Raw genomic sequence first — 25,458 nt, 5'->3', positions numbered from 1 at the left:
CAAGGGAGGGCTCGTCAACCTCGCCTCTAAGATTCGATCAACCGTTCTCTTCCGGAGGGTGTAAACATGAAGCGCACTCTGTTCATTCTTCCGATCCTCGCACTCATTACGGCGACCGTGGCGCTGGCCAAAGACGACAAGCTCGACGCGCCGCCGGATGGCATCACGCCGACGACCGCCACGGTCTCGCAGATCCTCAAGCACTACGATGCCGCAGTCGGCCAGCTTAAGGCGGGCGTGGACGATACGCACCGCGAGGTGTGGCATTTCTCGAATGCCGGTTTGGCCGGCACGGAAACGCTCACGCGCAAAGGCTTTGACTTTCGCTCAAAAATCGTAGCCGGACCCGTCGTGGACGAATACGGCCAGTTTCTGGGCCATCGCTGGCACAAAGATCCGAACGGGTACGTCTCGCCGATGGAAGCCCCCGATCCCACGAGCTTTGAGATGCTCATCTTCATGCGTAACTTCGGCGACACGGAGGATACGAAGAACGACGTCAAGGTGATCGGCGAAGTGGCGGACCCGCATCCGGCGTACGTCGTGCAGATCACTCGCCCGAACTACAAACATCCCGAATGGGTTTTTTACGACAAGAATACCGGCTTGATCGACGAGATCGTCAATGCGATCTACACGACCCGGTATACGGCGACCTACAGCGACTACCGGCCGACCAAAGGCCTGACGCAGCCGTGGCACATCCACGTCACCGACGGCCGCGCGTATCTGGACGACGATTTCATGCGCCAGTCGCTGACGATAGGCGAGCCCGTTGACGTGCGCGACTTTATCACGCCGTCGGACACGCCGGCATTTGCGACCTACAACGGCCATGTGGAGATCCCGGCACGCGTCATATCCGAGAGGCTGTACTTTGAGACGGGCCTTGGACAATACCAGCCGTTCGTCGCCCCGACGGCCGTCGTACGCGTCAACATCAACGGACGTGGTCTCGACTTCGAGCTTTCTACGGGTGATTCGGGTTCGTACATCGACTGGGACGTCGCGCAGCAACTGGGCCTTTCCGCCAACGGGCACGCGCTGCGGATGCCTGACGGGACGCCGATTCCTTATGACACGATCGTGCCTTCAATGCAGATTGGCGGCCTAACGCTGCACAACTTCGCCATGCGCGCGCTGAGATTTAACTACCACATCGGCGGGGATACGCAAGTTGTCGGAACGCTGGGATACGATGTCCTCAAGAGTGGAGTCTTCAAAATCGACTACGACAACGGCAAGATCACCCTCGATCCGGCCAGTGCGTTCGACAGCGGCCAGCCGGTGGAGGGCGCCTTTTCCATCCCGCTGCATTTCGATGACGGGTACGCGTTCTTGGAAGGATTGCTGAACTTTCACTTTAGCTCGGCGATCTTGTTTGCGAACAATTTCGAAATCTCGTTTGTCTTTGGTCATTTCACTTCGCGCTATCCGGAATCGGTAAAGGATACGAACGGCCGGAATCACTCGTCGGCAGTCGTTCCGTTTGCTGACTCGGGCGGCTACGGGAGAGAGGCCGAGGTTTGGCTGAGTACGATCCCTGACTTACAGTTCGGGCAGGCGCACTTCATCAGCTACTACATGCTCGGTACCGATGCCGACGAAGACTATGGGGGCCATCAGGTGGACGCAGCGCTTGGGGCGGATTTCCTCAAGTACTACGACATGTACGTGGACTATCCGCACAACCGCGTTCTGCTGAAGCCGAACAAGTCGTTCTTCAACGCATTCCACATGTGAGCACGGCCATGCTGCGCACGCTTATCCTGACGGGCGCGCTCGCGCTTCTTCCGTCATCGTTGCCGGCGCAGACCGGCGCGATCGAGCCTTTTGGAATCACGCCCACGACGATGACGTTGAGCGCGCTCTTGAAACTGCACGCCACCGCCGTGGGCAAGCTCCCGCCGGGTATGCCGAAGACGCGCAGCGCGGCATGGACATATAAGGAAGGCGACCTGACCGGCACAACCACCTCGCTGGTCTCGGGTGACGATTATCGTGACGACATAACACTGGGCCCGTTCCATGAAGCTGACGGCCAATATCACGGACAAGAGTGGGCGCAGAACGCCAACGGCTTGACGCATCTCGTAACGGGCGTTCACGGACGTGATGACGCGAATCGCAAGGCACTGGGCCTTAGCCACGCCCTGCAAAAAAACAGCGGCGTGCAGTTGCTCGGCGCGATCTCCGACCCGTCGCCGGCCTATGTCGTGAAAGTCTCGCCGCCCGACGGCCGCGTGGAATTCATTTATTACGACAAGGCCAAGTACTTGATCATCCGCACCGAGCGCGCGGTCGAGCAAGGCCGCATTGTGACGACCTATGATGACTTTCGCACCACCGACGGAGTGACCGAGGCTTGGCACGTCCACGTCAGCGACGGGCAGCCGGGTAACGACGAAGATTCACAACTTCAGACTCTGCAGCACGGCGTGGCGATCGACGCTTCCAAACTTGTCATTCCGCCGGACGCACGCAACCCAGTGACGCTGGGCGGGTCGCGCGTTTCATTACCGGTATCTATTTTGAGCGACCGCATCATCGTGAAGACGCAGATCGGCGGGCGCAAAGTAGACTTCCAGCTGGACTCGGGCGCGTCGGGGCTGCTGCTCGATCGTTCGGTTGCCGAAGCCTTGAAGATTCCGCTCTACGGCAAGTTAACGGAAGTCACCGCCGGAGCGTATTTAGCCTCGCGGGCGATCGTGCCGCAGATCACGATCGGAAACCTCACGATGCAAAACGTCGCGATCGAAGCGGCGCCGTTCCACTGGTATGCGTCCGACGGCACCCCCATCGCGGGTTTAATGGGTTACGACCTCATCGCCTCGACAGTCATACACGTCGACTATCTAAACGGAACCGTCGAAGCCATCGATCCCAGTGCATTCACGCCGCCCGCCGGCGCCTTAGTACTGCCGATCCGGTTGGACGACCAGGTGCCGGTAATCGCGGCTCGCATCGGCGCAACTTCGGCTCAGAAATTTATTCTGGACACCGGTGCCGATCGCAGTTTGCTTTTCTCGGAGTTTGTAGCGGCACACCCGGCGGATACCGCCGATCAGGGGATGGGCGAAGCCATCGAGGATTCGTTTCCATTCGTCGAATCGAGCGGCGGCGTCGGCGGCGAGATCGAGATCCGTCCGGTCGAAGTCAACGGCCTTGGCCTATCGACGATCAGCTTTCCGCGCTGGCTTTTTTTCGCAACCCAAACAGCCAACTCGTTCAATCAAGAAGACTACGATGGCTTAATCGGCCAGGACGTGCTGCGCAATTTCGATCTGTATTTCGATTATCGCCACGCGAAGATCTATCTCGTGCCGAACGATCGCTACCGCACGCGCTGGGGCAGCTAATCGTCTTTCAGGTGTGAAAGGATCTCTTCTTCGGCGATTTCCTGTTGTTGTTTGACGATCCCGGTATCGTCGGCGCTCGTTACCTCTTCGTCAAGTTCGTCGTTTCCGAAGACGCCTGAATTATCTTTGGGTTTGTCGGCCATGAGTGCCTCTCTGTGTAGAACGCTAGAGCCTAAGCCCAGACGAGTGATTCCGAAGGTTTGATCTGCAGTAAATAGGCATAGTCGCCGATGCCGCTTGCAATCTCCCGCATTTCCTTTTCGGTCATGGGTTTCAGCACGCATGCGTTTGCCCCGCCGCGATACACGCCTTTTACGATCTCGGTTTCACCCTGTCTTGCCAGCGCGACCACCGGCACGTCGGCGAATTCCGGACGCTTGCGCAGCCAGCTCAGCGACGCTATCGCTTCATCCCACGGCAGATCAAGATCGAGCAAGAAGACGTGCGGACGCGGATACGTCTGCGCCTGAACGGGTGGCAAGTCGTTGGTATTGGCGCCCGAACCCGCTAAGAATAGGCATACGCCGCGGCCACCTTTGATGAATGCGCGCCGCAAGCGCGCTCCATACAGCGGATCTCCCGTGACAAGAACGACCGTGTACGAAGCCGAGGTCACGCCGGCTCCCAACTGGCTTCGCGGCTGAGCAGATCGTAGTGCTCGCGCGCGCGATCGACAATCGCATCGGCCAAGTCCGGCAGGTTATTGCGCAGCCACAGAATCATGCTTTCCGGCCGCGGGACCACGCCCCACGACGGACGATAGTTCGCCTTGATCAGCGAGCGCAGGTTATGGACGCGGTCGCCCAAGACGTCGTCCATGGCTGTATTGACAGCACGTTCCAACGCCCGATCCAAGCCGCCGGGGAAAAGCTGCGTGTGCGCGCATAGGACGGGGTCCACGCTCGCGAGTTGAAAGTCGTCGCTGAAAACGTCGATCGAATAGCTACAAAATAGGGTAAACGGCGTCGTCTTTTGCAGGTCATTCCACAGATCTTCAAGGCAGATCGCTTCGGCGCGGCGGCCCTCTTCCCACAACTTACCGACCATCTCGCCATATGCCCGGATGCGCTCACCAGGCAATTTGCGGAGCATGCCCCCGATAATTTCGTCAAACCGCTCGCGGTTCGGCTGGCCCGCCACGCAGATCTGCTCGAGCGTTCTATCGCGATCGAGTAAACGCAGACGGCCCTCCGCGCTTGCGGAGCCGGCGTCGCCGCCCAAGCGCATTATCTCGTCCACGAACTTATCGCGCCGAGATTGCGTCGCCACGATGGCTAAGCTGTCGCCGGCCTCCAAGCCTTCGAACAAGAATCTTCCGACATTGCGAACTAAAAAGCGTTCGTCCGCCCCGCAGAACTGCACAAAATGACCTCGCGGCTCTGGGCTAACAAGCATGCGCATAGCGGTCATACTTACCCAACTTCCAGGGGTTCACCACCCCGGCAACGCGAAAGGCGATAGCTATGTTTCCGACATCGCGCTTCATCGGCCTGGGCTTTTGCTTTGTTTTGCTGGCTGCGTCACCGGCGCCCTCAGCTTCACCCACGCCTATTGCCACTATTCTCGCAGCGCCGGCTTCATTTGACGGTCAGCACGTGACCGTCAATGGAACGATACAGCAGTTAAGCGAGCGCACGTCGCGGCGCGGCAACGACTATACGACGTTCGACTTGTGCGACGGGTCGTGCGTTCATGTGTACAGTTACGGGCACCCAAAACTCTCCAATGGCCAAACGCTAACGGTTAGCGGCAAATTCTTCGCGGACAAACACGTCGGAAACGCGGATTTTAAAAACGAAATTGACGTCGACGAAGGGAGCCTCTAAGCCGTCCGGTTGCGCAGCATACCGTAGACCAAGACGCCGACCACCAGCGTTAGCCCCATGCAGACAATGAGCGAAGCGTGCAGTCCGTAGACAAAACTGCCGCCGCTGATTCCGGCGGACAGGACCGACCCTAAGACGGCGATTCCGAAAACGCCGAAGAGCGAACGGCTGAGTGCTTCCGCGCCCGATGCGAATCCCTCATCGGCCGAGGTCACCGCCGCCATTCCCATCGATGCCGCAGGCGTGAACGCAAATCCCCATCCGATGCCCGCGATGAACAGGCCGGCCGAAACTTCCCACGCTGCCGAGGCGGCTCCGAGCAGAGCGAGCCAACCCATGCCGGCCAAGCTGATGATAAAACTCACCGTGATGATGCCACGCGCGCCGAGCCGCTTCTGCACCGCACTGCTATATTGGTTTGCCAAAAAGAACGCAATGTTGCTCGGCATCAGATAGAACCCGGCCAGCATCGCGGATTGGTGCAGCACGTCTTGCAGGAACAGCGTGCACAGCAGCATGACGCCGTACCACGCAAAATTGATGCCGCCGATCACTAGCAGCGCAACGTTAAAAGCACGCACCGCAAAGTAGCGCAGGTGAATCATCGGTTGTGCGACGCGCCCTTCGACGTACAAGAACACCGCCAGGGTCACGACGGAAAGAATGAACGCGCCCACGATCACGGGAGAGAGCCAGCCGCGCTCGTTGCCCTCGATCAGTGCGAAGCAGATCGCCAGGAGCGAGAGGATGCTCAACGCCTGGCCGATGCCGTCGATGCGCAACGCCGGATCGCGCTTGCTCTCTTCGGTCGCCGGCAGCGTAGCCAGCACAACGACCGTCATGATGACCGACAGATAAAAAATGGACGGCCAGCCGAACCAGTGCACGAGCACGCCGCCGATGGCGGGTCCGGCCACGGCGCCCAAGCCGGCTACCATGGCGAAATTCTTGATCGCGTCCTCGCAGTCGGCCGGATCGGGAAGCATCTGCACGAGGATCGCAACGGGAAGCGACAGCAGCGCTGCGCCGCCTAAACCCTGAAAACCGCGCGCCACGATGAGCAGCGGCGTGTTAGGTGCCAGCGCGCAAGCGATAGTGGCGAGCAAGAACAGCCACGTCATCGCCGCCATTATGCGTTTTCGTCCGTAGAGATCGCCGAGCGTTCCGGCCGCCAGCGTAAAGCCGCCTTCCATTAAAGGATAGATACTCAGGATCCACTGCTGATCGGCGATGTCGGCATGCAGCGCGCGCTCGATCGACGGCAGCGCCAGATAGATCACGCTGATGTTCACGACCGCCATGAAGCCGGCCAGGTACATTCCGAACTTGGCAATGCGAACTCGGCGGTCGCTCACGGCGACCGGCGCGTGCACCTTGCGGCGCGCCAGAGGGAGTAGCGGCACTTAGAGCCGCTTCGCTAACTCGCTTGCTTTCGCTTTCGTCAGGTCGCGAATCTCGCGGACACGCTCGAGCGGCTGGCCTTTTGGATCGGGCAAGCCCCAGTCTTCGTCGATGCGGGGCACGCCTTGGACGTCGCAGCCCATCGTGATGATGACGTCCGCGCGTTCGACTGTTTGCGGATCCAGTAGTTTTGGACGGGCGCTCGAAATGTCGATTCCGTCCTCGCTCATCGCTTGAACCACGATCGGTTCGGGTTTGTCGGCGGCCACCGTTCCGGCCGAGGCCACTTCAACCGATTCGCCTGCGAACCGGCGCAGATACGCTTCGGCCATCTGGCTGCGGCCCGTATTGTGGCGGCAAACGAAGAGCACGAGGGGCATCAGCGAGCCAGCCACGCAAAGAGCGCGGTGGCGGCGAGCGCACCCACCAGTTCAGCGATGACGAAGCCGCCGATATCGCCGGGAGCGATGCCGGCAAACGTATCCGATAGCGAGCGCGCGATCGTGACGGCCGGATTCGCGAACGATGTTGAGGCAGTGAACCAATAGGCGCCCACGATGTAGGCGGAAACCGCGTAGGGCGTGGCATTGTTCCCGGCCCGCACGCAGCCCCAGATAACCGCCAGCAAACCAAACGTTGCGACAAACTCGCTCAGAAGCACGGGAAACCCGTGGCGCGCGTGGTGCGACGCGAAGAACACCGGCTGCGCAAACATCACGTTCGCGATCGCAACTCCGGCGATCGCGCCGGCGATCTGCGCCGTTATGTACACCGGAACCTCGCGCCACCGGAAGCCGCCATGCAAGGCGTCCGCCAGAGTTACAGCCGGATTGAAATGCGCCCCGGAGATCGCGCCAAATGTCAGAATGATCGCGAGCAAGACGCCACCCGTTGCCAGTGTGTTCGCAAGCAGGGCGATGGCAACGTTTCCACCGGAGAGCCGCTCGGCCATTATTCCCGAGCCGACAACCGCGGCGAGCAAGAGCGCAGTGCCCAGCGCTTCCGCGACGGCGCGTTTGGCCAGCGGGTTAGCCGAGGTTACGGCTTGCAGCACGCGCTAGCGCAGCAGTCGCAACAATCGCAACACTCGCAGTCACAACAGCACTGCTTTTCATGAAGCTCGTTCATAGGAGACCTTTCCCTCGAAGATGGCGCGCAGAACGTGCTGCAAACGCCGTTTTGCATCTGCCGCCAACCGGTAGTACACCCAAGTTCCGCGCCGCACGCCCGTCACGAGTCCGCTTTCGCGTAGGATGCGCAGGTGGTGGGAGACCGTCGGCTGATTGAGCGGCAGACAATCGGTGAAATCGCAGACGCAAATCTCGCCCTCGGTTTGCGCGAGCGAGGCGATTATCGCTAGGCGATGCTCGTCCGAGAGCGCGGCGAAGAGCGCAGCTTCGTCGCCGTAGTTTGCGCGCGCGACGCGTTTTGGCGGGCAGCAACGCCGTAGAGACATGGTTCGATACTAGAACCTGTATCGATATTTGTCAATATAAGCACAACAAAAACGCCCCTCCGAGGAAGGGCGTTTTGTCCTGCACACATGCGAGCTCTTGCGAGCTACACGCGTAAGAGCCTATTGCATCGACGTCGCGTAGAAGATTCCGTTCTGGTAGTAGCCGTACGCCGTGACGAACCGGCCGATGACCACGCGTCCCGTGCTCTGATTATCTAGCGCCGGCTGGTCGTTGATCGTGACGGCCTGGCCGAAGCCTTCCATCAGCGTCACCTGGTTGCCGCTCACCGACGTAATCGTTCCGCGAATCACCGAGTTGCCTTGGCCGTTGCCATTGCACCGGCCGTTGTATTGACCGTTCTGTCCATACTGGCCGTTGTTGTAGCCGCAGTTTCCGTTGTAGCCGCAGTAGTGCGGGTTATTCGGGTTCTGCCAGCCGCGCCTGTGCCCGCGGCCGTGAGGCTGCTGCGCTTGTTGCGGCAATTGATGAATTTGACCGTTGTTGTCGTCGGCATCGTTGTCGTTATCGTTGCCGCGAACTCCACCGTTCGTATTGCACTGGCCATTTTGGTTTTGCCAGTTGCCATTGTTCCGGTTGTGATTGTTGCGGCCGTTGCCTCGATCGTCCTGATCCGCGACGGCAATTGAAGTCGTCGAAGCAAAGACGCCGGACGCCGCGCTAATTCCAAAGAGTGTTGCCAGAGCTGCAACGTGCAGATTTTTCATGGGCGTTCCTCCTGGGTTCGAAACGAACACCGCCGTCGATTAGTTCTGAAGATTTGCTGGGGCGAACCAAGCGTGCGCGCGCCAAGATTGTGCGCCGAGCGTGCCCCGGGTAAAGAGAGCGTAATGATTGCACTTCTTAAGGCAACGTACGCCGGCTTTGCTCGTCATAAATCGCCGTGGCTGGCCGCCGCGATGTCGTACTTCGCGGTATTTGCCGTCGCGCCGCTGGTCATCGTGCTGATTGAGATTGCCGCTTTGGCCGTCGGCAACGACGCGACCGCGCGCAAGGAGGTGTACGCTTATATCGCCCAGCACGCGAGCGGCAGCTCGGGGACGGCGATTCGCGGTATGGTCGATGCGACGCTGAGTCAGCGCCGCGAAGGCATCATCGCGCAAGCCGTCGGCTGGACGGTCTTCGTATTCGCGGCGGTCGGTTTGTTTGGTTCGCTGCGCGATGCGCTCGACACCATTTGGGACGTAACACCTCAGAGCAAGGGGTTTATCGGCGTTATCTGCCAGGAGGCGGTGTCGTTCTTCGTGATGCTCGGCGTCGCGCTCTTGCTGATGATCTCCGTGGTTGCGAGCGCCGCGCTGTCTGCCGCGCCGGGCTCGAAAGTCATCGTCTTCTTCGTCTCTTTTGCCGTTATCACCGCGGCGTTCGCGGTGCTCTTCCGCTTTCTGCCGGCAGCAACAATCGAATGGCGGGACGTTTGGGCGGGCGCCGCGCTGACGTCGCTGCTCTTCGTTCTCGGACAGTTCTTACTGGCGTGGTACCTCGGGCGCGCTGGAACCGCGTCGATCTTCGGCGCCGCCGGCGCGCTGGTTATCTTCTTGATGTGGGTGAACTACTCGGCGCAGATCGTGCTGTTCGGCGCCGAGTTCACTCACGAGTATGCAAGTCTTCGTCGTCGAGCCTGATGCCCGCGGCGGCGACATTTTCCTCGAGATGCTGCAGCGACTGCGTTCCCGGAATCGGCAGCATGATCTTCGAGCGGTGCAATAGCCACGCCAGCGCGATTTGGAAAACGGTAGCGTCGTGGCGTTCAGCGATCTCTTGCAGCTCGTTGTTGTCCGACACGTCGCCGGCGTTGAGCGGAAAGTACGGTAGGAACGCCAGGCCCTCACGCTCGCAGTAGTCGATAACGCCGTCGTTATCGCGCCGCTCCGCGTAGTTGTATGGATTCTGCACCGAAACGATCGGGACGATCTTCTCGGCGGCCTGCAGCTGCTCCAGCGTAGCATTCGAAATTCCGACGTGCCGGATCTTTCCGGCATCGCGCAGTTCGCGCAACGCGCCGACTTGGTCTTCAAGGGGCACTTTTGTGTCGATCGCGTGCAGCTGATAGATCGCAATCGTATCGAGCTTCAGCCGCCGCAGGCTCGCATCGCAACACGCCTTCAGGCGCTCGGGCCGGCAGTCGCGTTCCCACTTGCCGGGTCCGCCGCGGGTCAGACCGCCCTTGGTCGCGATAACGAGATCGTCCGGATAGGGGTAGAGCGCCTGCGCAATCTGTTCTTCATTGACCTCGGGCCCGTACGAATCGGCCGTGTCGATGAAATTGATGCCCAGCTCGATGGCGCGGCGCAGCACTTTTAGCGCGTTTTCCCGGTCCTGCGGCCAGCCCCAGATACCCGGACCGCAGAGACGCATGCCGCCAAAGCCCATGCGGTTGACCGTTAAATCGCCGCCAATTGTAATCGTGCCGGCAGCTGCGGCAGTAAGGCGCGTTTCCATAGACGCTATCTACCCGTCCAGGGCCAAGCGAACCCTTCCTCTAAAAGGCCATGCCAGCTCATGGCAGACCAACAGCACGCCGGCCTTCCCGAACTGCGCCATACCGCCGCGCACGTCTTGGCCTATGCCGTTCAGGATCTGTTTCCCGACGCCAAGCCGACGATCGGACCGGCGATCGAAAACGGCTTTTACTACGATTTCGACCGCCTCGAGCCGTTCACGCCCGAAGATTTAGAACGCCTCGAAGCGCGGATGCGCGAGATCGTCGCTGCAAATTACGAGATGACCGGCCGCGAGGTGAGTCGCGCCGAAGCGCTCGAACGCTTCAAAACGAATCCGTACAAGAGCGAGATCGCTCGCGAAATTCCCGAGGGCGAACCGATCACGCTCTACACCATCGGTGAGTTCACCGACTTGTGCCGCGGCGGACATCTCCATCGCACGGGCGAGATCGGCGCAGTCAAGCTCATGAGCGTCGCCGGCGCGTATTGGCGCGGCGACGAGCACAACCCGATGCTGCAGCGCATCTACGGGACCGCTTGGAAAACGCAAGGCGAACTCGACACCTACCTGCATCAGCTCGAAGAGGCACAGAAGCGCGACCACCGGCGCCTGGGACAAGAGCTCGATCTCTTCTCCATCGAGGAAGAAGCCGGCGGCGGCTTGATCTTCTGGCATCCTAAGGGCGCAATCGTTCGCGGGATCGTTGAGGACTTTATTCGCACGGGTTTGCGCGAGCGGGGATATCAGCCGGTCATAACGCCGCACATCGTTAGCGAAAGGCTCTACGAGATCTCAGGGCATCTCGAAAACTTCGCGCAAAATATGTTCGGACCGATCGAAGTCGAGGAACAACGGTTCCGGCTTAAGCCGATGAACTGTCCCGGGCACATCCTCATCTATAAGAGCCGGCAGCGCAGCTACCGCGATCTGCCGCTGCGTTTCTCGGAATTCGGTACGACGTATCGCTTTGAGCGCAGCGGCGTGCTTCACGGGCTCACGCGCGTGCGCGGCTTCACGGTGGACGACGCTCACCTCTTCTGTCTTCCGGAGCAGCTGCAAGACGAATTCGAACGTACCCTTGATGAAGCGCTACGCCTCATGAAAGCCTTCGGGTTCGAGCAGTTCGAGTATTTCTTGTCGACGCGCGAGCCGCAACTGCGCGCGGAGACGGATCCGATCGCCGAAAGTGCCATTCGCAAGGCGCTCGAAAGCCGTAACCTCGCCTTCGAGCTCGATGAAGGCGGCGGCGCGTTCTACGGACCGAAGTTGGATATCAACGTGCGCGACGCGCTCGGCCGGAAATGGCAACTCGGCACGGTGCAAGTGGACTTCGTGCTGCCGCACCGTTTCGACTTAAAGTATCGCGGCGCCGACGGGCAAGATCATACGCCGGTGATGATCCACCGCGCGCTGGCGGGATCGATGGAGCGTTTCTTCGGCTTGCTGATCGAGCACTACGGCGGCAACTTTCCGGCGTGGCTGGCGCCGGTGCAGGCGGTCGTCACACCGATCTCCGAACACCAGCTCGAATATGCGCGCGCGGTGGCGACGCAGTTGCGCGAACGAGGATTTCGCGTGGACGTCGACGAGTCCAACGAAAAGCTGGGCTACAAGATTCGCCATTGGAAGACGCAAAAAGTGCCATACATTCTGGTAACGGGCAAACAAGAAGCTGCAGACGGGACCGTAAACGTGAACGAACGTCTCGTGGAAGAAAAACGAACGGTTCCGGTGGAGGCATTTATTTCAGAACTTCGCGCCAAAGTGGAATCGAAGGGTTAGCGTGTCTCGCTGTCATCCTGAGGTATCGAAGGACCCCGAGGTATCGAGGGGCATATTAATCCTAGCGATCGTTGCCGCGTTCAGCGCATGCTCGGGCAACTTCAGCTCCGGCACGCAGAATCCGATTCCGCCGCCAGGCGGTTCGGTAAACACAACCTCGACGTCCGCGACGCCCGGCGCGAAGAGCTCGTCGTCGGCCGCGCAGATCGCGACCGGCCCGGGAGTTTATCCGCTTGCCGATGCCGCCAACGGCTTCGCGTGTCCGGAAACGTCGCCGGGTTTTTCATGCCTGCTGCGCTTTAACGTTCCGCCGCCAACGCCGACGCCCGCTCCGACGAACGGCAAGAAACGGCCGCCGCCGACCGCGAGCCCGTCGCCGAGCCCGACGCCGAGCCCAACTCCGAATAGCAGTGCATCGCCAGCCGCAAGCGCGTCACCCGCTGCGAGCGCCGCACCCGCCGATACGATCATGCTGAACGCGGTGGCACTTCCGAAAGCCGCACCTGCGATGGTGCATGTGCCGAAAAACGCGCTCAACGTTGTCGCCCTGATGATGGTGACGATCACGACGACGACGGACTTCCCGCTGAACGGGCTCGCCATCGCGCAATTCACCGTGCCGAAAGAACAGATCGGCGGCCGCGGCTTTGCCTTACAGCTCTTCCTGCAGCGCACGCAAGGAAAAACCAAGAGTTACGCACCGGTCTTGTCGCTCGATAAGTCTTCGCTGGAAAAAGAGACGCTGACGTTCGGATTCGTCCCGCCGAAGATCACGGTTAGCAAGGGTGGTACGTACGTACTCGTGCTGTATGGCACGGATATCTCGGCGAGCTCCACACCCGGCGCCGGCAGCCCGAGCCCGAACCCCAGTTCCTCGCCTTGAGCGCAGTCCAAGCCCTTCGCGATCTCACCGTCGTCCAGAAAAAGACGTTCGTCGCAAGTTTCTTGGGCTGGACGCTAGACGCGTTCGATTTCTTCATCGTCGTCGTGACCGTGCCGCACATCGCGCACGATTTTCACGTAAAGCCTCCAACGATTTTCTTAGCGGTAACCCTCACGCTGGCGATGCGCCCGCTCGGCGCGCTGATCTTCGGCTGGATTGCCGATCGCATCGGCCGCCGGATTCCGCTCATGATCGACATCGGGTTATATTCCACGCTCGAATTGGCAACCGCATTTTCACCGAACCTGACCGTCTTCCTGATTCTCCGCGCCTTCTTCGGCGTCGCAATGGGAGGCGAATGGGGAATCGGGGCGGCGCTTGCAATGGAAACGCTGCCTGCCAAGAGCCGCGGCCTTTTCTCCGGCATTTTGCAAGAGGGATATGCGGTAGGCTATTTGCTGGCGGGCATCGTGCTTGCGGTGCTCTACGTTCACATTGGGTGGCGCGGCATGTTCGTCATCGGCGCATTGCCGGCTTTGCTCATTCTCTTCATCCGCTCGCACGTGCCGGAATCACCGGCTTGGCTGGCGAGCCGCGCCGCGGGTGTCGCCGCTGTGCGCGATCCCTTATTCGCGGCGCTACGCCGGTCGTGGCCGCTGTTTCTGTATGCGATTCCATTTATGGCCGCCTTCAACTTCATGTCGCATGGCACGCAAGACACGTATACTACGTTCTTGACCGCGCAACACGGCTTTGGTCCAGGCCTCGCCGGTACGCTCACTTCGGTCGCCGCAATCGGTGCGATCACCGGCGGCATTTTTTTCGGCTGGCTATCCCAACGGTTCGGCCGCCGCAACACGATTATGGTTTGCGCTGTTCTGGGCGCTCTGGCAATTCCGTTGTGGGCCTTTAGTCAGACCATAGCGCTGATCGCCCTAGGCGGTTTCCTGATGCAAGTGATGGTGCAAGGCGCGTGGGGCATCATTCCCGCCCACCTGAATGAGATCTCACCACCGACCGCACGGGGAACGTTCCCGGGATTGACCTATCAGCTCGGCAACCTTATCGCCGCGGGCGCGGGCCAAATAATATCGGCCTTGGCGCAGAACTCTCCGTTGCCGTCCGGACATCCTGATTACTCGAAGGCTATGTCGCTTGTGATGGTCGGCGTATTTGCGGCGGTCATTATTATGACGGCATTAGGATACTTCGTAGTCCCCGAACATCGCGACGCCGAGCTCGTGGCCGAATGATCGACCAAGACGATCAGCGCTGGCAAGACTTTGTGTCGGCCGCTCGCCAGTGCATCGAGACGATCGATACCGCTTCAGCAGACCTCGTCGAAACGTGCGCGAAACTGCACGGCGACCTCTTGGAACTGCAGTTGGCCGCAATCGACCTTCCCGAGGTCACGACCGACGGCAGCGACCCTGCCATGGTGACCGAAGCCGCGCACGCCGACCGGAACAGACTCAAAGAAGCATTCCCGATCCGGTACAGCATGCCGGACCAAGTCCTGGAACTGTCGGGAGCCGAGCCGCCGGTCATCCGCGAGATGTCCGAAGACCTCGCGGATATCTACGACGAGCTGCAGGACGTGCTTGCGCTCAGCGAAGCCCGCTACATCGACGACGCCGTCTTCCAGGCTCGAAGCGGCTACGTCGAGGACTGGGGCTTTCTGGTCGTCAGCGCTCAGGCGGCGCTCTGGAAATACGTCGCCGAGGCGGCCATCGACGCCGAGGACCAGGCGACTCCTGACCCGGATTCTAACTAATTTCTTAGTTGACAAAGTCAGGCGCTTGGCTTATGCTCTTAAGGAATTAGTTCTTCACTTGATTCCAGGGAGAAACGCCATGAAAATCGCCGCCGGAGCCATCGTCCCAAGCCGGGTCCCAGTTCCCGCACCCACACTTCCGCCGCCGGGCAGCCGCCCCGCCATCTTCATGGGTTGGGGTCCCCGCTTCGGAAACTAAGGCCGCACTCGAGCCTTGCGCGCGGCAGCCGCGCGCAGTTGCAGCTGCAAGAGATTCAGCTGTTGCTGCAAGAGGATCTGCCGGATGGCCGCGTCGTTCTGAACGAGCGACGAACGCAGTTGCAACGTGCTGAGCAACTGCTGGGTCTGCAACGCGGCCTGCTGGGTTGCAAGCCTCGACTGCAAATCCGCCTGCAACTGCTGCTGAACGATCGCGCGATTCAACGCCGCTTGCACGTCGGCATCGTCGGCAAAGCCGGCGATCGGAAGCCCACACAGCACTGCAAGCAAGAGAAAGGCGAACAATTTCATGATGCTAGTATTTCTACGACCTTACCTCAAAGCAGCTATGGTTTCGGCGCTGCGTGAGCCGTCGGTTACCACGACCTTCACGAATCGAGGCCGGAACGTCGAGTGCCGCCGCAGCGTGAGATCGATATGCGTCTCCGGCCGCTCGAACGACCACTCGTAAAACACTTTCTTGTCGCTCGAGAGAAACACCGAGTAGAGTAACTCGCGGCGGGCCTCACCCGTGCCGCGCCACGCGACGTGAATTTTTCGGCCGGCGCGCGTCGCGCGGTCGACCGCCACGGTGGGCGCAATCTTGCTTACCGTCATTGAGTCGAGCAGCGTATTGTTGGGCGCGCGCAGATCGATGCGCGCTATCGCCGGGTCGTACTTGAAGCGATATTGCACCGAAATAATGTTGCGGTCAAAGTTATTTTCGTCGCTCCATTGCGGATCGAACGTGCCCTTCTGCACGACGCCGCCCCCAGCGTTGTAAGCCGTAATCGTGAATTTACCGGCACGCACCGTCTGCGAGAGCGTGGCCGGTGTGATGTACGCCGGCCGCAATCTACCGACCACGCCGCCGTGCACCGGGCGCGCCAAGTAGAAGCGCACGACCAGCATCAGCGGATCGACGGGGCCGCGCAAAGCGCCGATCAGATTATCGTAAGTGCACTGTGAGATCCAGGCCTCGTCGCCGGCGCCTTGCATGATGTCGAACGGCCACCCGAAGTGCTGCTGGCCCGTAATCGGATTGCTCAATTTCATCGTCTGCAGCCCGTATGCGACGCCGTCGCTCGTATTGTGGTAGTTCTTGTCGCACTGCGCTTGCATTTGGACCGAGCTCCACAAGAACGTGGGCAGCGTATGGGCGACTTCGTGGCCCGGCGTCGTCCACGGCTGCGTCCACTTTACCGCCACGAGCTTCGTGCTCATCGTGTAGCCCAACGCACCTGGTCCGACCAGCGCATCGAAGTCGCTGTTCACCAGCAGCGCGACGGTCCGGCTCGCGCCCTGCAAGACGGTGGTCGTTGCAAAACGGTCGTCTAACGCGGCCTGCAAATTTTGCTGGTGCCGGTTGCGGATCGTGATGTCAAAGGAGATCGCGTCGTCCCAACTCGTGTCGAAGATGTTTTTGCCGGTGAGGTCTATTGGCTCGGCGACTTGCGGCATGGGCAAACCGTGGGGCTTGAGCGGATAGATGTCGGGAATATGCTCGAAAAGTTCACCCTGCAGGCGCTTTGCCTCAGCGACGAGCCCGTCTTGGCGTTCCTGGGTCTGCGCGTCGCTCTTCGAATGCGATAACAGCAGCGGCAATAAGCGCAGGAGCGGACCGGTCGTGACCTCCGTATAGCCGTTGAGCCACATCTTCAGCCCGAGCCCGTGATCGTGCTCGTCCACGAGCTCCGCGTCGATGGCATAGTGATTGGCGCCGACGTTAAACGTGAACGGCGTCTCCGGCACCCCATCGAACGTCGGCACGCTCGCCTGCCACGGCGTGAATTTCGATTCCGCGTGCCCTTTAAAGAATACGTATCCCGCGATCGGGCTGGTGTAGATCACGTGCGGACCTTCGCCCTGCTCGTGCAGCGTGAAGCGAATTTTTACGGCCGCATATTCGGAACAGTTCGTCTCGCCCTTCATCACGATGTTGTTGCGGCTGTCAACTTTTACAAGGGTTCCATCCTTCGAATATTCGAGCACGCCCATCAGCGCCGATGGACGGCTCTTGATCATGTCGAGCTGTCCGTAATAACTGATCGTGTTGCCATCTTCGCGCAGCAGGCGTTCCGGTTTTTGCGTAAAGACCGGATCGTCTTGGTACGGACCTTGCACCGCTTCGAACCATCCGTCCGTCAGTCGAATCGTGCACGGGATGAGCGGCGTCGGTACCGGCGTTGGCGTCGCGGTATACGGGCGCGGCGTTTCGTAATAATCGCTGTAGTTATATTTCAGGCCAAGGTCGACGTTGAGTTTCCAGCGCAGGTTCACCTCGCCGGGCTTGTTCGCAGTTACCGTCGTCGTTGCTTGGCCGGGCGGCGTCACCGGAACGGTGATCTCATCCTTGTCGTTTGCCAGCACGGCGCCGCCGGTCACGTCGAACGTCACGCTCGCGCGATCGCCAAAGAGCCCGTCCACGCCGAGCGTTACCGTGCGCGGAATTCGATAGTCGTTCGGCCCGGTGACGCTCAGCGACGTTTTCACGATATCGGCTTGCACCTCGATCGCCGCGCCTTTGCCCGAAATGCCCACGCCGTGACGGCCGAGCGGAATCGATTCACCGAGCTTCGCGACGACGCTGCGATCCGATCCGGCGAGGAGTTGGATGGGATTCTCGTCGACGATGACGCGCCCGGCGAGCGGATCGAAATGCTCCACCTGCAGCAGCACCGGCTGGTGAACGTCGTATGCCGCTTGCGCGGCAACAATTGCGAGCGCACCGGACGCGGCGCGCCGCGGCACGAGCCCGCCTACTATGAGCTTGCGATCGGCAGAGATTACGGTATGCGCGATTGCGCCCGAAACGCTGAAATCAATTCCAACGGCGTTCGCCGGTGCTCTCAAAACGAAGCGTCCGCTACCGTCGGCTGAAATCGTGCGGTGCTCTTTACGATTGCCCGTTTCGCGGAAGTCGATGCTTATGGAGCCGTTCGGTCCCGTCGTTCCGACGAGCGTTGAATTTGGGCCGGCAATGGCCGGCGCGTAGAGCGGCGCATTCGTTTGGGCCGGCACCGGAACCACCGGCAACAGCAAGAGCAGCGCGAGAGTTACCAGCGCTCGCCGCATCGGGAAGCCCTTCTGTGAGGATTCGACCTACCCTGCGCGAACTCGGGCAACATGCGTCGCCGCACGTTTCTTGCTTCTACCGCAGCTTTAGCCGGATCGTCCGCAGTGCCCGTATTCGCGGCGTCGCAAAAAGCGGATCTCATTGTGACGGCTCACTCGATTCACACCGTCGATCCGCACTTCGCAAACGCCAAGGCGTTCGCGGTTGCGAACGGCCGGTTCATGTACGTCGGCTCGCTCGCCGGTGCGCGCGCGTTGGCCGGAGCGCACACGAAAATGCTCGACCTCGGAAGCGCCACGGTGTTGCCGGGTCTCATCGATGCGCACATGCATCTCGTCGGCGTCGGTGCGGCGCTGCACGAAGTCGACCTCTTTCACGTTGCTTCATTTGAAGAGATCGTACGGCGCACCGTCGCCTTCGCGCGCAGCTCTCCCGACCCGTGGGTGATCGGCGACGGATGGGACCAGAACCTTTGGCCCGGTAAAGCATTTCCGACTCACGATGCGCTGAGCGCCGCGCTGCCGGATCGTCCGGTTGTCCTGAATCGCGTGGACGGACATGCCCTGCTCGCCAATGCGAAGGCGATGCAGTTGGCCGGCATCAGCGCGTCAACGGCGGATCCGAGCGGCGGAAGAATCTTGCGTGATGCATCGGGCGCGCCGACCGGCGTCTTCATCGACAACGCGATGGGATTGATCGGCCAGGCGATCCCGCCCGCAAGTGACGCGCAGATCGAACGCCAGACCGTTCTCGCGATTCAAGAGGCAAATCGCTGGGGCGTCATCGCGATCGGCGATCCGGGCGTTACGTACCAAAAAGCGCAAGCCTACGACCGCGTGGCGAACGCCGGGAAGTTTTCGCTGCGCAACCACGTCATGCTCGCCGACAATCCCGAACTGATCGCGGCTCATCTCGATCATGGGATCATCCAAGGGGCGTATGACGGCCGCATCTCCATTCGCGCGATAAAACTCTTTATGGACGGCGCGCTAGGTTCGCGCGGAGCGGCGCTGCTCGCACCTTACGACGACGATCCTTCCAACACGGGCCTGCTGCGAACGACGCAGATGCACGTCGAGGACGTCGCCACGCTGGCGCTGCGCGCCGGGTTCCAAACGTGTGTCCATGCGATTGGCGATCGCGGGAACCGCGTCGTCCTGGACGCATATGAAGCGGCATTGCGCAACGTGCCGAGCCGCGGCCACCGCATGCGCATCGAGCACGCTCAAGTGCTGAGTCCGCAAGACATTCCGCGCTTTAAGCAGCTCGGCGTTCTTCCGTCGATGCAAACCACGCACCAGATCAGCGACATGGGCTGGGCGCAGGCGCGACTCGGTCCGCAACGCGTGCTAGGAGCGTATGCGTGGCGCTCGCTGCTCGACACCGGCGTCATCATTCCGAACGGAACGGACGCGCCGGTCGAGGCGGTCAATTCGCTGCGCACATTTCACGCCGCAATTACGCGGCAAAACGAGGCAAATCAACCGCCCGGCGGCTGGTATCCGTCGCAGCGGATGAGCCGCGACGAAGCGCTCAAATCCATGACGACCTGGGCGGCGTTCGCCAATTTCCAGGAGCACGGCAGCGGCTCGATCACGCCGGGCAAGCACGCCGACTTCGTAGTGATGGATCGCGATTGGATGACGATCGAACCCGATGCAATCATGGAGACCCAGATTCTCGCGACGTATTTTGCCGGGCAGCCCGTTTATGAAGCGTCTCGCGGCGCCGCGTTCGCGCCGCTACGCGGGCGGCGCTCGCGCGGGCGCTGCTGCGGGTGATCATCCTCGGAGTCGAAACCTCGTGCGACGATACCTCGGCGGCTATAGTGGAGGATGGGTTGCGCGTGCGCTCGAGCGTGGCAACCAACCAAGATGAGTTTCACGCCAAGTACGGCGGAATCGTGCCGGAGATCGCCAGCCGCCAGCATGTCGCGTTACTAACGGCTGCCATCGAGGATGCGGCTGCGCGCGCGAACGTGCGGCTCGAGGACCTCGACGGCATCGCCGTCACGCGCGGACCCGGCCTAATCGGCAGCCTGGTCGTCGGCGTGGCGTCGGCCAAAGCACTGGCGTTTTCACTGCACAAGCCGTTGTACGGCGTCAATCACTTGCACGGACATATCTTCGCGGCATTTCTCGATCGCGACGACCGCCCGCAGTATCCGTTTCTCACGCTGCTCGTCTCGGGTGGACACTCGCAACTCGTGGCTGTCGAAGGGCCTACGCACATGCACGTTATCGGGCGAACCAAAGACGACGCGGCCGGGGAAGCCTTCGACAAAACCGCGCGCTTGTTGGGCCTTCCGTTTCCAGGTGGACCGGAGATCGACAGACTGGCGCGCGAAGGCAACCCGGCGGCGATAAAATTTCCGAGGCACCGCGGCGAGCCGGATTCGCTCGACATGTCATTTTCCGGAATAAAGACCGCCGTCCGGTACTTTATCGAATCGGACGCCGGCGGTAAAGCTTCGAAGGCGGACGTAGCGGCGTCGTTTCAGGCGGCGATCGTGGATATGCTTATGCAAAGGGTTAAGACCGCATTCGATCGCGGACCCTACACGAGTGTCGTACTCTCGGGGGGCGTCGCAGCGAATTCCGCGCTGCAGCGTGCGCTAAAAGAGTGGGGAACACAAGCGAACGTGCCGATCTTTATCCCGCCGCCCAAATATTGCACCGATAATGCGGCGATGATCGCGTCGGCGGCAGCCCATCAAGGCGACGCCGTGCGAGTCGATCCGCTCAGCCTTAGTGCAGATCCGAATTTGCCGTTTGAATTGGGAGTGACTGCATGAGCCCCTCGCTGCGGCTCGGGGTCCTTCGATACCTCAGGATGACAACCGGGCTCACCATGACAACTGTTTGTCTTCTGCTTGTGGCGTGTGCTCAGTCCGGGCAGCAGCGCAGTGTCATCGGACGATCGACGCTCGTCATCGCGCAGCAGCGCGAACCGCGATCGCTGAATCCTTCACTTGAAAACGGCCAGTCGCAAACCGAGTGGGGAGAACTGCTCTTCTCATTCCTGGTGAAATACGACGACCACGCACAGCTCGTGCCCGACGTTGCGACGGAAGTTCCAAGCCTCGCAAACGGCGGTATCAGCGCGGACGGCCTGACCGTGACGTATCACCTGCGCAAGAACGTACGCTTCGCCGACGGACAACCGTTGACGGCGCGCGACTGCGTCTGGTCGATCAACGCGATCAACAATCCGGCAAACCTCGTGCAGTCGCGGTATGGCTACGACAAGATCGCCTCGGCAACCGCGCCGAACGACACGACACTCGTCCTTCATCTAAAAGAGCCGTTTTCACCGCTCCTGACGCTCGTCATGGCTCCGCAAGGCTTTCCAATTCTGCCGCAGCATGTGCTGGCGAAGTATCCCGACTTTAACCGCATCGATTTCAACACCAAGCCGGTCGGTTCGGGTCCGTACGTCGTTGACCAATGGCTGCACGGCGATCGCGTCGAGATGCACGCGAATCCGTACTATTTCCGCGGCAAGCCGCGCATCGAGCATCTGACCGTGCGATTCGTGCCCGACGCGCAGACGGCGGTCAACCTCTTGCAGACGCATGAGGTGCAAGGTTATTTCAACGCGCAAGATTACGCTCAGTACCCGCTGCTCATGGGGTTGAGCGGTTATCACGTGCTGAGCACGCCGGTCAGCGCCGTCGGCGCGATCATCTTCAATACGCGATCGCCGCAGACGAATGACCCGAACGTACGGCACGCGCTGGCCCAGGCGATTGACGTGCCGAGTTTGGTAGCCAAGGCGTCGCGCGGCGCGCTCAACAGCGACAACGCGGGTCGCGGGCTGTTCATATGGGCTTATGACAAGCGCGCATACCCCGACATCCCATACGATCCGGCGCATGCGCGCGCATTGCTGGACAGGGCCGGATGGCGCGTTGGCGCGAACGGCGTACGATCCAAGAACGGCGTGCCGCTCGAAGTCACCATGGTCATTCAAGCGGCGACGCCCGGCGATGCGCTTATCGGAAACTCGGTGACGCAATACGAGCGCGCGGTTGGAGCGCGCGTCGAGCTCAAACAATACAATATCACGCAGTTCGTGGCTCCGGTCAGCCAGGGCGGGCCCGTTTACGGCGGCAAATTTCAGCTCGCGCTCTATCCGTTCGTCAACGGGGACGACCCGGATACGACCGACCAATTCGCCTGCGCGAACGTGCCTCCGAAAGGCTACAACAAATCACGTATCTGCGATCCGCGCATCGACGCGCTGCTCCTGGCGGGCCGGAGCACATTCGACCTCACGAAACGAAAAGCGATCTACGCGCAGCTCCAGCGGTTACTGTACCAGGAGCTGCCGATAATTCTGATCTATCAGCGCCGGGAAATCGATGCGTTCACCTCGCGGCTTCAGGGCGAGACCGGCTCTACCGACAGCGTTTTCTGGAACGTCGGCTCGTGGCGTCTCTCAGGTGACTAGCGACTCGCTCTTCAAATTCTTCTTCTACACCTTTGCCGCGAGCTGGCTCTGCTTCGCCGTGGCCCTGGCCGTACCGCAGTTTGGCGGCAGCATCTTTTTGTTAGGCGTATTCATGCCGTCGTTCGTTGCGATTTTGCTTACCGCAAAGGCCGGCGGCACCACAGGCTTGCAAGCGCTTTTCGACCGCGTCTTTCAATGGCGCGTCGGCGCGCGATGGTATGTTTTCGCGGCCGGCTACATGCTGGCGATTAGGCTTGTCGCAGCGCTTGTGCAGCGGCTCGCAACCGGCCACTGGCCGCAATTCAGCCACATTGCGTGGTACGCACTTGTAGCGGTGACGATCGTCTCGCTGCCCGTGCAGGCCGGCGAGGAGATCGGCTGGCGCGGTTATGCCCTTCCGCGTTTGGGCCCAAGAATGGGTTACGCGGGCGGCAGCGTGCTGCTGGGCGTGATGTGGGCGTTGTGGCACTTCCCGACGTTCTATCTCTTTCCAGGCAACGGCAACTACGGGCAATCATTTCCGCTGTTTCTCGTTGGCGTTACTGCGATCTCAGTTGCAATGGCGTGGCTCTACGTGCACACGAACGGGAGCATCCTGCTTGCCTGCCTCATGCACTCGGCAATCGATCAAACGCACGAAATCGTGCAGTCCGGCATGGCCGTGATCGGCCCGCTTTCGATAAACACGACCCTTATCTCGTGGATCACGCTGCTGCTTCTTTGGATTGGTGCGGCCTATTTCATTATTCGCATGCGAACCATGAAGCCGCTGGCCATCGACGCGGCGCTGACTTAAGGAAACGTCCCCTGGTCGCGCACGTTCTGGGCCGCCTCGCGAAATGCGGTCATGGCATGGCGCATCGGGCGCGGGCCATAGCTGATGCGTTTGACGCCGAGCTCCGCCAGCCGCGCGATCGGCGGCGCATCGGGCAGCGCGAGAATGTTTAACGGCGCCGGTATGTTGCGCACGAGGTTCGCAATAGCTTCTTCATCCGTCACGCCGAGAATGTAGATGCAGTCGGCGCCGGCTTTCGCGTAGATTTTTGCGCGCCGAAGACTTTCGCGGTATTTCTCCTCGTCCGGCAGTTCGGTCCGGAAATAGACGTCGGTGCGCGCATTGATGACGAGCGGCACGCCGGCTTGTTTTCCTGCGTCGCGAATCGCCCGAATACGTTCGGCTTGCAGGTCGGCGTCATACAGATTCGCGGTGTCCTTATGCGCCGAATCCTCAAAGTTCAATCCGACGGCACCCGCCTCGATTGCGCCACGCGCGGTTGCGACAGCATCTTCAACTGTCGGGCCGTAACCCGCCTCGAGATCCGCCGTAACGGGGACGTCGACCGCCTCTGCAATTCGCGCGACGGTTTCGAGCATCAGGCCGCGCCCTATCTCCTCATTATCGTCGTAGCCGAGCGAAGCCGCGATTGCGGCGCTCGCCGTAGCCACCGCCGGAAAACCGAGCTCTTCGAGGATCTTCGCACCTGCGACATCCCACACGTTTACGAGAACCAGCGGCTGTTCGGCGTGATGAAGGGCGCGGAGCTGCTCCGCTTTCTCAGCTTGCGACGACAACAGCCAGCGAGCGCGCGGCCGCGCGCAAAGCGACGAGGGCTTCGTCGAGCTGCGCTTCGGTGACGATGAGCGGCGGGCCGAAACGCAGCGTGTTGTTGCCGGCTTTGTTCAAAAGCACGTGCGCATTTTCGCGCGCGTGCGTCACCAGCGTCGCGGCGTCGTGCGGGTCTTTTACCGGCAACCCCGCGAGTAAGCCTAGGCCGCGCGGTTCGCCGAAGATCTCGGGAAACTCGCGCGCAACTTCACGTAGTGCCGCAAATAGGTGGGCCGATGCCTTCTTGACGTGTTTCTCGAGTCCGATTTCGTCGCGAATACGCAAGTGTGCAAGGCCTGCCGCACACGGGACCGGCGATCCACCGAATGTCGTACCGTGATCGCCGGGCTGAAGGCCGGTCGCAACACGCTCGGTGAGCAGCATCGCGCCAATCGGCAATCCGTTGGCGAGCGCTTTGGCGATCGTGACGACGTCGGGCGTTACGCCGAAATGCTGGAAGGCGAATAGCGGCCCGACGCGGCCCATGCCGCACTGAATCTCGTCAAAGATGAGCAACGCACCGTGTTGCGTGCACAGCTCGCGGGCTGCTTTTAAGAACTCGGGAGCGGCCGGAATCACGCCGCTTTCACCTTGAACCGGCTCGACGATAAATGCCGCCACCGAATCGTCAATGGCGGTCTTCAGCGCTTCGACGTCGTTAAACGGCGTGTAGCGAAACCCGCCCGGCAGCGGATCGAAGCCTTCTTGGTATTTTTCATTTGCCGTTGCGGCGAGTGCGCCGAGCGTGCGGCCGTGGAAGCTGCCGGTGCAGGAGAGAATCGTCCGGCGCTTCTTCTCGCCGTTTCTATACGCGAACTTACGCGCGAGTTTTATTGCGGCTTCGTTCGCCTCGGCGCCCGAGTTGCAGAAAAATATCCGGTCGAAGCCCGAGCGCGCCGCAAGTTCGTTCGCAAGCGTACGCGACGGCTCGTGCCCGAAGAGATTGCTGGCCTGCACGAGCGTCCTCGCCTGTTTTGCGATCGCATCGGCGATTCCGGGATGCGCGTGTCCGAGCGCGCAGACCGCTATGCCGCCGATCATGTCGAGGTAACGTGTCCCCGCGTCATCGTACAGATAACACCCTTCGCCCCGCACGATCGTCACCGGCGCGCTTCGGTAATTTTGCAGCAGGTGGTTATTTTGTGTCATGGTGAGCCTGTCGAACCACGGCCGAGCCTGTC

Annotated in this window: 25 protein-coding genes; 12 read left to right on the top strand and 13 right to left on the bottom strand. The window is 60.8% G+C overall.

The features are described from left to right. The first annotated feature begins 66 nt into the window (after positions 1-66). Complete coding sequence (locus VFO29_03875) at positions 67-1,743, top strand: retropepsin-like aspartic protease (protein ID HET9392655.1); 1,677 nt, start codon at positions 67-69, stop codon at positions 1,741-1,743. After that, the gene (locus tag VFO29_03870; GenBank protein HET9392654.1) at positions 1,740-3,359 is read left to right on the top strand and encodes a retropepsin-like aspartic protease; all 1,620 of its coding nucleotides are present in this window, start codon (positions 1,740-1,742) and stop codon (positions 3,357-3,359) included. The genes VFO29_03875 and VFO29_03870 overlap by 4 nt, the downstream gene beginning before the upstream one ends. On the opposite strand, the gene VFO29_03865 is transcribed toward VFO29_03870, so the two are convergent. From VFO29_03865 to VFO29_03855, 3 genes are read right to left on the bottom strand one after another with little or no spacing between them, the layout of a single operon-like run. Next, on the bottom strand, positions 3,356-3,502 hold the full coding sequence (locus VFO29_03865) for a hypothetical protein (GenBank protein HET9392653.1): 147 nt from the start codon (positions 3,500-3,502) through the stop codon (positions 3,356-3,358). The two genes, VFO29_03870 and VFO29_03865, sit on opposite strands and share 4 nt — an antisense overlap. Positions 3,503-3,531: 29 nt before the next feature. Next, a complete protein-coding gene (locus VFO29_03860) occupies positions 3,532-3,975 on the bottom strand; it encodes a response regulator (protein HET9392652.1) in 444 nt (147 codons plus the stop codon). Continuing rightward, the gene (locus VFO29_03855; protein HET9392651.1) at positions 3,972-4,721 is read right to left on the bottom strand and encodes an MEDS domain-containing protein; all 750 of its coding nucleotides are present in this window, start codon (positions 4,719-4,721) and stop codon (positions 3,972-3,974) included. The genes VFO29_03860 and VFO29_03855 overlap by 4 nt, the downstream gene beginning before the upstream one ends. A 101-nt stretch (positions 4,722-4,822) precedes the next feature. Between VFO29_03855 and VFO29_03850 the strand changes: the two genes are divergently transcribed. Then, positions 4,823-5,185, top strand: a complete 363-nt coding sequence (locus tag VFO29_03850; GenBank protein HET9392650.1) for a hypothetical protein — start codon at positions 4,823-4,825, stop codon at positions 5,183-5,185. Here the strand turns inward: VFO29_03850 and VFO29_03845 are convergent. From VFO29_03845 to VFO29_03825, 5 genes are all read right to left on the bottom strand, one after another. Further along, positions 5,182-6,588, bottom strand: a complete 1,407-nt coding sequence (locus VFO29_03845) for an MFS transporter (GenBank protein HET9392649.1) — start codon at positions 6,586-6,588, stop codon at positions 5,182-5,184. The genes VFO29_03850 and VFO29_03845 overlap by 4 nt on opposite strands. After that, the gene (locus VFO29_03840; protein ID HET9392648.1) at positions 6,589-6,966 is read right to left on the bottom strand and encodes an arsenate reductase ArsC; all 378 of its coding nucleotides are present in this window, start codon (positions 6,964-6,966) and stop codon (positions 6,589-6,591) included. After that, entirely contained in the window at positions 6,966-7,640 is a 675-nt protein-coding gene (locus tag VFO29_03835; protein HET9392647.1) for an MIP/aquaporin family protein, read from the bottom strand. The genes VFO29_03840 and VFO29_03835 overlap by 1 nt, the downstream gene beginning before the upstream one ends. Before the next feature lie 57 nt (positions 7,641-7,697). Next, entirely contained in the window at positions 7,698-8,042 is a 345-nt protein-coding gene (locus VFO29_03830; GenBank protein HET9392646.1) for a metalloregulator ArsR/SmtB family transcription factor, read from the bottom strand. A gap of 120 nt (positions 8,043-8,162) precedes the next feature. Further along, entirely contained in the window at positions 8,163-8,768 is a 606-nt protein-coding gene (locus VFO29_03825; protein ID HET9392645.1) for a DUF5666 domain-containing protein, read from the bottom strand. Between the two features lie 123 nt (positions 8,769-8,891). Between VFO29_03825 and VFO29_03820 the strand changes: the two genes are divergently transcribed. Beyond that, positions 8,892-9,686, top strand: coding sequence for a YihY/virulence factor BrkB family protein (locus VFO29_03820; protein ID HET9392644.1), 795 nt, complete (start codon positions 8,892-8,894; stop codon positions 9,684-9,686). Here VFO29_03820 and VFO29_03815 read toward each other — a convergent pair. After that, complete coding sequence (locus VFO29_03815; protein HET9392643.1) at positions 9,649-10,503, bottom strand: aldo/keto reductase; 855 nt, start codon at positions 10,501-10,503, stop codon at positions 9,649-9,651. The two genes, VFO29_03820 and VFO29_03815, sit on opposite strands and share 38 nt — an antisense overlap. Positions 10,504-10,563: 60 nt before the next feature. Between VFO29_03815 and thrS the strand changes: the two genes are divergently transcribed. Genes thrS through VFO29_03795 form a run of 4 tightly spaced genes read left to right on the top strand, consistent with a single transcriptional unit; the run spans position 10,564 to position 14,945 of the window. After that, positions 10,564-12,288 carry a threonine--tRNA ligase gene (thrS, locus tag VFO29_03810; GenBank protein HET9392642.1) on the top strand — a complete coding sequence of 575 codons (1,725 nt, stop codon included), beginning with the start codon at positions 10,564-10,566 and terminating at the stop codon, positions 12,286-12,288. Between the two features lies 1 nt (position 12,289). After that, positions 12,290-13,171: a hypothetical protein gene (locus tag VFO29_03805; protein HET9392641.1), complete on the top strand. Its 882-nt coding sequence runs from the start codon at positions 12,290-12,292 to the stop codon at positions 13,169-13,171. After that, positions 13,168-14,424, top strand: a complete 1,257-nt coding sequence (locus tag VFO29_03800) for an MFS transporter (protein HET9392640.1) — start codon at positions 13,168-13,170, stop codon at positions 14,422-14,424. The genes VFO29_03805 and VFO29_03800 overlap by 4 nt, the downstream gene beginning before the upstream one ends. Further along, positions 14,421-14,945: a DUF5063 domain-containing protein gene (locus tag VFO29_03795; protein ID HET9392639.1), complete on the top strand. Its 525-nt coding sequence runs from the start codon at positions 14,421-14,423 to the stop codon at positions 14,943-14,945. The genes VFO29_03800 and VFO29_03795 overlap by 4 nt, the downstream gene beginning before the upstream one ends. 195 nt (positions 14,946-15,140) lie before the next feature. Here VFO29_03795 and VFO29_03790 read toward each other — a convergent pair whose 3' ends face one another. Continuing rightward, entirely contained in the window at positions 15,141-15,455 is a 315-nt protein-coding gene (locus tag VFO29_03790; protein ID HET9392638.1) for a hypothetical protein, read from the bottom strand. A 21-nt stretch (positions 15,456-15,476) separates the two neighbouring features. Continuing rightward, positions 15,477-18,218, bottom strand: a complete 2,742-nt coding sequence (locus tag VFO29_03785) for a hypothetical protein (GenBank protein HET9392637.1) — start codon at positions 18,216-18,218, stop codon at positions 15,477-15,479. Positions 18,219-18,269: 51 nt separating this feature from the next. Between VFO29_03785 and VFO29_03780 the strand changes: the two genes are divergently transcribed. The 4 genes from VFO29_03780 to VFO29_03765 are packed head-to-tail and all read left to right on the top strand — an operon-like array spanning position 18,270 to position 23,467. Further along, positions 18,270-20,000, top strand: a complete 1,731-nt coding sequence (locus VFO29_03780) for an amidohydrolase (protein ID HET9392636.1) — start codon at positions 18,270-18,272, stop codon at positions 19,998-20,000. Next, on the top strand, positions 19,997-21,013 hold the full coding sequence (gene tsaD, locus VFO29_03775) for a tRNA (adenosine(37)-N6)-threonylcarbamoyltransferase complex transferase subunit TsaD (GenBank protein ID HET9392635.1): 1,017 nt from the start codon (positions 19,997-19,999) through the stop codon (positions 21,011-21,013). The genes VFO29_03780 and tsaD overlap by 4 nt, the downstream gene beginning before the upstream one ends. Positions 21,014-21,069: 56 nt before the next feature. Beyond that, positions 21,070-22,671 carry a peptide ABC transporter substrate-binding protein gene (locus tag VFO29_03770; GenBank protein ID HET9392634.1) on the top strand — a complete coding sequence of 534 codons (1,602 nt, stop codon included), beginning with the start codon at positions 21,070-21,072 and terminating at the stop codon, positions 22,669-22,671. Then, positions 22,664-23,467 (top strand): CPBP family intramembrane glutamic endopeptidase, encoded by an 804-nt coding sequence (locus tag VFO29_03765; GenBank protein ID HET9392633.1) that lies wholly within the window; start codon positions 22,664-22,666, stop codon positions 23,465-23,467. Before VFO29_03770 ends, VFO29_03765 begins: the two co-directional genes overlap by 8 nt. Here the strand turns inward: VFO29_03765 and VFO29_03760 are convergent. Both VFO29_03760 and VFO29_03755 read right to left on the bottom strand, forming a co-directional pair. Then, positions 23,464-24,243 (bottom strand): isocitrate lyase/phosphoenolpyruvate mutase family protein, encoded by a 780-nt coding sequence (locus VFO29_03760; GenBank protein HET9392632.1) that lies wholly within the window; start codon positions 24,241-24,243, stop codon positions 23,464-23,466. The two genes, VFO29_03765 and VFO29_03760, sit on opposite strands and share 4 nt — an antisense overlap. Further along, positions 24,227-25,426: an aspartate aminotransferase family protein gene (locus tag VFO29_03755; protein ID HET9392631.1), complete on the bottom strand. Its 1,200-nt coding sequence runs from the start codon at positions 25,424-25,426 to the stop codon at positions 24,227-24,229. The genes VFO29_03760 and VFO29_03755 overlap by 17 nt, the downstream gene beginning before the upstream one ends. Positions 25,427-25,458 lie beyond the last annotated feature (32 nt).

This window comes from Candidatus Rubrimentiphilum sp., assembly GCA_035710515.1.
Taxonomy (GTDB): domain Bacteria; phylum Vulcanimicrobiota; class Vulcanimicrobiia; order Vulcanimicrobiales; family Vulcanimicrobiaceae; genus Rubrimentiphilum.
Note: the sequence above shows the minus strand (reverse complement) of the source record. Positions and strands in the feature narration are given on the sequence as shown.

Bases quoted from the DNA above. Each gene is read 5' to 3' on its own strand.
- VFO29_03830 (HET9392646.1), bottom strand. From the start codon at position 8,042: ATGTCTCTACGGCGTTGCTGCCCGCCAAAACGCGTCGCGCGCGCAAAC.
- VFO29_03780 (HET9392636.1), top strand. From the start codon at position 18,270: ATGCGTCGCCGCACGTTTCTTGCTTCTACCGCAGCTTTAGCCGGATCG.
- VFO29_03850 (HET9392650.1), top strand. From the start codon at position 4,823: ATGTTTCCGACATCGCGCTTCATCGGCCTGGGCTTTTGCTTTGTTTTG.
- VFO29_03770 (HET9392634.1), top strand. From the start codon at position 21,070: ATGACAACTGTTTGTCTTCTGCTTGTGGCGTGTGCTCAGTCCGGGCAG.
- VFO29_03815 (HET9392643.1), bottom strand. From the start codon at position 10,503: ATGGAAACGCGCCTTACTGCCGCAGCTGCCGGCACGATTACAATTGGC.
- thrS (HET9392642.1), top strand. From the start codon at position 10,564: ATGGCAGACCAACAGCACGCCGGCCTTCCCGAACTGCGCCATACCGCC.
- VFO29_03875 (HET9392655.1), top strand. From the start codon at position 67: ATGAAGCGCACTCTGTTCATTCTTCCGATCCTCGCACTCATTACGGCG.
- VFO29_03755 (HET9392631.1), bottom strand. From the start codon at position 25,426: ATGACACAAAATAACCACCTGCTGCAAAATTACCGAAGCGCGCCGGTG.
- VFO29_03785 (HET9392637.1), bottom strand. From the start codon at position 18,218: ATGCGGCGAGCGCTGGTAACTCTCGCGCTGCTCTTGCTGTTGCCGGTG.
- VFO29_03820 (HET9392644.1), top strand. From the start codon at position 8,892: ATGATTGCACTTCTTAAGGCAACGTACGCCGGCTTTGCTCGTCATAAA.
- VFO29_03825 (HET9392645.1), bottom strand. From the start codon at position 8,768: ATGAAAAATCTGCACGTTGCAGCTCTGGCAACACTCTTTGGAATTAGC.
- VFO29_03840 (HET9392648.1), bottom strand. From the start codon at position 6,966: ATGCCCCTCGTGCTCTTCGTTTGCCGCCACAATACGGGCCGCAGCCAG.
- VFO29_03790 (HET9392638.1), bottom strand. From the start codon at position 15,455: ATGAAATTGTTCGCCTTTCTCTTGCTTGCAGTGCTGTGTGGGCTTCCG.
- VFO29_03865 (HET9392653.1), bottom strand. From the start codon at position 3,502: ATGGCCGACAAACCCAAAGATAATTCAGGCGTCTTCGGAAACGACGAA.
- VFO29_03795 (HET9392639.1), top strand. From the start codon at position 14,421: ATGATCGACCAAGACGATCAGCGCTGGCAAGACTTTGTGTCGGCCGCT.